Annotated in this window: 7 protein-coding genes; 4 read left to right on the top strand and 3 right to left on the bottom strand. The window is 75.0% G+C overall.

Translation table 11 applies throughout. The annotated features are described in order from the left end of the window. The 3 genes from JNW87_RS34860 to JNW87_RS34870 all read left to right on the top strand — a co-directional run. On the top strand, positions 1–359 hold a 359-nt coding region (locus JNW87_RS34860; protein ID WP_238455158.1), incomplete at its 5' end, for a transposase. A 72-nt stretch (positions 360–431) separates the two neighbouring features. Beyond that, on the top strand, positions 432–605 hold the full coding sequence (locus tag JNW87_RS34865; protein ID WP_109800798.1) for a CsbD family protein: 174 nt from the start codon (positions 432–434) through the stop codon (positions 603–605). Between the two features lie 219 nt (positions 606–824). After that, the gene (locus tag JNW87_RS34870) at positions 825–1,319 is read left to right on the top strand and encodes a hypothetical protein (protein ID WP_109800797.1); all 495 of its coding nucleotides are present in this window, start codon (positions 825–827) and stop codon (positions 1,317–1,319) included. Positions 1,320–1,423: 104 nt separating this feature from the next. On the opposite strand, the gene JNW87_RS34875 is transcribed toward JNW87_RS34870, so the two are convergent. From JNW87_RS34875 to JNW87_RS34885, 3 genes are all read right to left on the bottom strand, one after another. Then, positions 1,424–2,674, bottom strand: a complete 1,251-nt coding sequence (locus JNW87_RS34875; RefSeq protein WP_109800796.1) for an RNA polymerase sigma factor — start codon at positions 2,672–2,674, stop codon at positions 1,424–1,426. Continuing rightward, complete coding sequence (locus JNW87_RS34880; RefSeq protein WP_236647383.1) at positions 2,671–3,030, bottom strand: YciI family protein; 360 nt, start codon at positions 3,028–3,030, stop codon at positions 2,671–2,673. Before JNW87_RS34880 ends, JNW87_RS34875 begins: the two co-directional genes overlap by 4 nt. 113 nt (positions 3,031–3,143) lie before the next feature. Continuing rightward, on the bottom strand, positions 3,144–4,007 hold the full coding sequence (locus JNW87_RS34885; RefSeq protein ID WP_238455159.1) for a DUF2786 domain-containing protein: 864 nt from the start codon (positions 4,005–4,007) through the stop codon (positions 3,144–3,146). Between the two features lie 567 nt (positions 4,008–4,574). Between JNW87_RS34885 and JNW87_RS34890 the strand changes: the two genes are divergently transcribed. Further along, a partial coding sequence (locus tag JNW87_RS34890; RefSeq protein ID WP_238455160.1) for a hypothetical protein occupies positions 4,575–4,766 on the top strand: 192 nt, incomplete at its 3' end.

The following is a 4,766-nucleotide window of genomic DNA, read 5'->3' on the forward strand; positions in this document are numbered from 1 at the left end:
CCGGCTGGTACGGCAGCGTCCTGCACGTCGCCGACCGGTGGTACCCCAGCTCGAAGACCTGCTCGCGATGCCAGACGGTGAAACCCAAGCTGTCGCTGTGCGAGCGCACGTTCCACTGCGATGCCTGCGGCCTGTCCCTGGACCGGGACGTCAACGCCGCCCGCAACCTTGCCGCCCTCGTGCGGCACGTCGACCTGGAGTTGCCGGGCGACGTTAAAACAGGACGTGGAGCCTGTGTAAGACCCGTAAGCCCCGCACCCGCGGGCCGGGCAGTGGGCGTCGAAGCGTCAAGGCCGCCTGCGGCCAATGCCGTCCGGCAACGGACGGCTGCCGATCATGAGCTATCTAACGCTCAGTGAAAGGTAACGGTTGAGCAACCGGACGTGGGGGTACCTCGGAGGCGTAGCGGAAACCGCCGAGTGGAGGTTCGCATGGGTATCGACGACAAGATCGACAACGCGTCCGAGAACACCGCGGGCAAGGTCAAGGAAGGCGTCGGCCGGGCCACCGACAACGAGCGCCTCGAGGCCGAGGGCCGCAACGACCAGGCCAGCGCCAACCTCAAGCAGGCCGGCGAGAAGATCAAGGACGCCTTCAAGCGCTGACGTACGCCTTCGCGCGCCGGGCCGGCCACCGCCGGCCCGGCGTGCTGCGCGCCCGGGTCGAACGTCCCGGCCGGGGGCGCGTCCTGCCGAGGTGCCGCCGGGTTGGCAGGATGGACGGTCGCCGCTCGATCTGTTCGGGGCGTGGGCGGCAGCACGACAGCGAGCCCTGGTTGACCGAGGACCGTCCGTGGGACGGCCACCGACCGTGCGGGGAGAACGATGTCCGGTAACACCGCGATCCGTACCGCCGCCCTGGTGACGCTGACCGCGCTCACCGGGGCCTGCCAGTCCACCGGGGAGGGGACCGCGGCGCCGGCCGGCACCACGGCCCCCGCGCCCAGCGCCTCCGCCGCGGCCATCGGGACCACCGCCGCGCCGTCCCCGGTGACGGCGGCGAACACCGCGGCGGTGTGCGCCAGCGTCGACAAGCTGATCATCGCCGGCAGCCGGGAGATCGCCGACGACTCCGCGGCGGCCACCCGCCAGGAGTTCACCCCGGAGCAGGTCAACGCGCAGCTCAAGGCCAACCTCACCGAGCTGGCCGACGACGTACGCGGGCAGGCCGCCCGGGCGCAGGACCCCGAGATCAAGGCGCTGATCACCGACACGGCCGACCGGATCGACGCCGGCGCCAGGTCGGCCGCGCCGGTGAAGTGGCTCACCTCGACCTTCGTCGGCATCCCGCGGCGCCTCACCGACGAGTGCCACGCCTGACCATCCGTCCAAGCTGGTCAGGCCGCCATCCGCCGGAGCCCTGACGCCGGTGCCGTCCGCGCTCGCGGCCGTGACCCCGCTGGGTCAGCGCGGTATCCGGTACCTCATCGGTCGGCGGCCAGCCGGGCGGCGCGTACCTCCAGATAACGCCGCTCCGGCAGGCTGGTGGTGCCCCGGGCGGCGGCCAGGTACGTCGCCCGCGCCGCCGTCGCCTCGCCGGCCAGCTCCAGCAGGTGGGCGCGGACGGCGGCGAGCCGGTGGTGCCCGGCCGTCCGCTCGTCGGCGTCCAGCGGCGCCAGCAGGGCGAGCCCGGCCCGCGGGCCGTCCACCATGGCCACCGCGGCGGCCTGATTGAGGGTGACCATCGGGTTCGGCGCGATCCGCGCGAGCAGCCGGTAGAGCGCGACGATCTGCCGCCAGTCGGTCTCCGCCGCGGACGGCGCCTCGGCGTGCACCGCGGCGATCGCCGCCTGCACCTGGTACGGCCCGGGCGGCGACCAGGTCAGCGCCTCGGTCACCAGGGCGACCCCCTCCGCGATCGCGGCCCGGTCCCAGCGGCTGCGATCCTGCTCGGCCAGCGGCACCAGCTCGCCCCCCGGCCCGGTCCGGGCGGCCCGGTGCGCGTCGGTGAGCAGCATCAGCGCCAGCAGCCCGGTGACCTCGCCGTCGTCGGGGAGCAGCCGGCGCAGCTCCCGGGTCAGCCGGATCGCCTCCCCGGTCAGCTCCGCCCGGTGCAGGTCGGGCCCGCTGGAGGCGGTGTACCCCTCGTTGAAGACCAGGTAGAGCACGTGCAACACGGCGCCGAGCCGCGCGTCGCGATCGGCGGCCGAGGGCAGGACGAAACGGGCTCCGGTCGCCTCGATTCGCTGCTTGGCCCGGCGGATCCGCTGGCTCATGGTCGCCTCCGGCACCAGGTACGCCCGGGCGATCTGCGCGGTGCTCAGGCCGCCGACCGCGCGCAGCGTCAACGCCACCTGCGCCGGGACGGTGAGCGCCGGATGGCAGCAGAGGAAGAGCAGCTTCAGCGTGTCGTCCCCGGCCGGCGGCTCCTCGTCGGCGGGCGGCGCGACCGCCGCGTACCCGGGCTCGCGGAGCGCCACCGCGACCTCGCGGTCCCGGCGGGCCCGCTCGCTGCGCCACTCGTCGGTGAGCCGGCGGCTCGCCACGGTGACCAGCCAGGAGCGGGGGTGCTCGGGCACGCCCTGCTCGGGCCACTGCACGGCGGCGGCGAGCAGGGCCTCCTGCACGGCGTCCTCGCAGGCGTAGAACTGGCCGTGCCGCCGGACGAGGACGGCGAGGACCTGCGGCGCCAGACTGCGCAGCAGGTCCTCGACGGTGTGGTCGGCAGCCGTCACATCTCCGTCCCGGCCTCGTCCATGACCGGCCGCACCTCCAGCACCCCGACGCCCCGCCGGACGTCCGGCCAGCTCGCGGCGATCTCGGCGGCGCGCTCCGGGCTGTCGCAGTCGACCATCAGGTAGCCGGCGAACTGCTCCTTGCTCTCCATGAACGGGCCGTCGGTGATCTCGGCGCGGCCGCCGACGGACCGGACCGTCCGGGTTTGCGACGGGTCGGCGAGCGCCTGGCCGCCGACCAGCTCACCGGACTCGGTCAGCTCCTTCATGATCTCGTCGACCTCGCCGAAGATGGCGTTCCGCTCCTGCTCGGCGAGCTCCTCGACGAAGCCGGGACGGTTCCAGATCAGCAGCATGTACTTCACGGTGCACTCCTCGGGTACGGGCCACAGGTGTGGGCGCCTCTCGGTGAGGGGTCGGAGCCGAGCGCCGTACCCGACATCCTCACCCGAAGAATCCGGGAAGTTCGTCAGCGGCGGCCGTGGACCGACCGGCGAGGCGGCGCGCCGGCGTCGAGCGAGGCCCGGTCGGCGGCGGAGGTGCCGGAGGACCAGCCTTCCGGGTCCCGCACCTGGAGGCGGTACCTGGTGACCCCGGGGAAGAGCGTGTCGAGCCGTTCCCGGACGGCGTCCGAGCGCGCGGCGAGCACCGGCAGCAGCCGGTCGTCGCCGCGTTCCTCGGCCACCTCCCGGTTCGCCGCCTCGGTGGCCGCCCGGAGCCGTTCGCCGATCCGCAGCGCGAAGGCGTTGAGGAACGACTCGTCGTAGCCCTTGGTGCGCCGGCTGCCGCTCTTCGCCCGCCGCTCGTTTCGGCCGCGCAGCATCGCGGCGGTGGCCTGCACCAGCAGCGAGGTGTGCAGCAGTTCGACCGCCGCCAGGTCCGCCGGGAAGCCGAGCACGGTGGCGAAGCCGAGGTCGTCGGACCAGACCGACTCGCACCGGTTGGCCGCCGCCACCTCCTGCACCAGCAGCGCCTTCGCGGCCGCGTACGGGGCGTCGGTGCTCAGCCGCACGCCACCCGGCTGGTCCGGCCGTTCGGCGGTCGCGTCGAGCAGGGCGGCGTCGATGCTGTGCCGGGCCATCAGCTCCTGGGCCTTGCCGGTCAGCGCCTCCGCCTCGGCCGGGAAGGTGGTCGACTCGGCCTTGGCCAGCAGCGCGCGTACCCGGTCCAGCATCCGCGACCCGGACACCGGGGCGGACACCCGTGGGGCCGCGGCCGCCTTACCCGGCGGTGGGCGGAGCAGCGCGATCGGGGGCAGCCCCTCGACCAGGCTGAGGGCGTCGACGGCGTCGCGCAGCGCGGTGATCCGGTCGACGCCGCCCGGGCCGCCCACCGGTTCAGCCAGTCGACCTCGGTGTCCCAGCCGGCGCCCAGCTCGGCCACCTGCTCGTCGAACCACTGCGGGACGGGCCCGGGCAGGGCGGCGCGCTGGGCCGCGACCGCCTCCCCGACCAGTCGGGCGGTGCGCGGGTCGAGCCGCCGGGCGGCGATCCGATCCAGGTCGACCGGCTGCCAGCCGCGCGGCCAGAGCCGGCCGACGCCGCGGCGCAGGCGGGCCAGGAGGGCGGCGTCCACCGCCGGGGCGTCGCCGACCACCAGCCGATCCAGGGCGCGTTCGGCCGCGCGTACGTCGGTGCCGCGCGCCGCCACGAGGGCGTCGGCGACCAGGTTGTCGGCTTCCGGCACGGGTTGACCCCTTCTCCACGGTCGTTCCGGTGCGGCCGACCTCGGGTGGCGAGGTGCACACCCGCCCGAACGGTACCGGCGGGCCGGGCGCCGCGACCCGTGAGCGACCTCACCATCGACCCTCCGCGGCGGATTCTCCCGCTACGGGTCAACCGACCGCCCCCGTCGTCCGTACTCCTCGGCGGACCCGGGGCGGCGACGGACGGAGATCGATGTGGGCGGGCGTACCAGGCGGGACATCGGCCTGCACCGCCGACGCCGGGCGTCCCGCGCCGGCCCGGTCACCCTGCTGGCGCTGGTCGTGGCGGTCGGGCTGGCCGCCGGTGGCGCGTACGCCGCGCGGCGCGGCGGCCCCCGACCTGCTGGTCAGGGCTGGCGTCCGGTCCGCCGGCCCGGCCCCGGCGAC

Origin of the sequence: Micromonospora sp. ATA51, from assembly GCF_016802855.1 — a bacterium.
Lineage (GTDB): Bacteria > Actinomycetota > Actinomycetes > Mycobacteriales > Micromonosporaceae > Micromonospora > Micromonospora sicca.

Excerpts from the sequence above, each read along its gene's own strand:
- JNW87_RS34865 (WP_109800798.1), top strand. The coding sequence starts at position 432 with ATGGGTATCGACGACAAGATCGACAACGCGTCCGAGAACACCGCGGGC.
- JNW87_RS34870 (WP_109800797.1), top strand. The coding sequence starts at position 825 with ATGTCCGGTAACACCGCGATCCGTACCGCCGCCCTGGTGACGCTGACC.
- JNW87_RS34880 (WP_236647383.1), bottom strand. The coding sequence starts at position 3,030 with ATGCTGCTGATCTGGAACCGTCCCGGCTTCGTCGAGGAGCTCGCCGAG.